We start from the raw sequence: 1,079 nt of genomic DNA on the forward strand, positions 1-1,079 counted from the left end.
CAGCAACGACTGAACACCCGACAAGGGGGTCAGTCCCAATCCGTCGTTACGGGGTTACTCCCAACCCGCCGTTGACATCCGGCCCGGTTGCGGGCGACCTACAACCGCTACGGCGGTGTCCGGCACATGATCGCCGCCCTGGATCTGGCCTCTGGGCAGCTGTTCTACCGGTTGCGTGACCGCAAACGCAGCAGCGAGTTCCTCGCGTTCCTGCGTCAGCTCCGGGTCCGTTTCCCGAGCGGGCGGCTGCACATCGTCTGCGACAACTTCTCCCCGCACCGCAAGGCCACCGTCGCCGCCTGGTGCGCCGACCACGACGTCGAGCTGGTGTTCACCCCGACCTACTCCTCCTGGCTGAACTGGATCGAGTCCGAGTTCACGGCGCTGCGCTACTTCACCCTCGACGGCAGCGACTACCCCTCGCACGCCGCCCAAGAGTCCGCGATCGCCGGATACATCCGCTGGGCCAACCGCCATGCCCGGCCGAAGCGGCACTTCGCGCCCGAGTCCAAGATCCGCAGACCAGACTACCTACCCAACGTTGCCTGACACGGCACTAGCAGCCGCGCGGGCTCCGACCTGCGACGACATCGCTCAGATCGGTGATCACGGTTGAATCCGCCCGCGAGGTGCCGGGGCCGTTGTCATCGGTACGGGCGGCGACGCCGTCGAGGACGGTCTCCAGGCCGAGCCGGAACCGCTCGTCCATGTTCGGGCCGAGCATCGCGGCCGCGTTGCCGCGCAGGACCGGGAACCGTTCCTCGGGGAGGGCCTCCAGGCCTGTGGTGGCGGCACGTACAGCGTCCGGGGCCGGGAGCCCACGGCTCTCGGCGAGATCCATCGGCACCTGCTCGGCGGCCACGAAGCCGGTGGTGAAGACCGAAACCACGAGGAACAGCGTGTTGACCGCCGCCGCCGGCTCGAAGCCCTCGTCGAGCAGGAATCGCAATGCCGCCTCGGTTGCGGCGGGCCTGTGCAACGAACGGTGGTTCCGGCCCGACACGCCGGACCTCAGCGTCCGGCGGGATGGGCACTGTGAGTGATGACATCAGACCCTATGGGCTCTGCTGAGAACGAGA

At 67.8% G+C, this 1,079-nt stretch carries 2 protein-coding genes; one reads left to right on the forward strand and one right to left on the reverse strand.

The genetic code is table 11. The annotated features are described in order from the left end of the window. The first annotated feature begins 87 nt into the window (after nucleotides 1-87). Nucleotides 88-549 (forward strand): transposase, encoded by a 462-nt coding sequence (locus tag FVA95_RS28895; RefSeq protein WP_205016040.1) that lies wholly within the window; start codon nucleotides 88-90, stop codon nucleotides 547-549. Between the two features lie 7 nt (nucleotides 550-556). Here FVA95_RS28895 and FVA95_RS28900 read toward each other — a convergent pair whose 3' ends face one another. Further along, a complete protein-coding gene (locus FVA95_RS28900) occupies nucleotides 557-1,003 on the reverse strand; it encodes a TetR/AcrR family transcriptional regulator C-terminal domain-containing protein (RefSeq protein ID WP_255474721.1) in 447 nt (148 codons plus the stop codon). Between the last annotated feature and the right edge of the window lie 76 nt (nucleotides 1,004-1,079).

Source organism: Pseudonocardia sp. EV170527-09 (assembly GCF_008369905.1).
In the GTDB taxonomy this organism is placed as follows: Bacteria; Actinomycetota; Actinomycetes; order Mycobacteriales; family Pseudonocardiaceae; genus Pseudonocardia.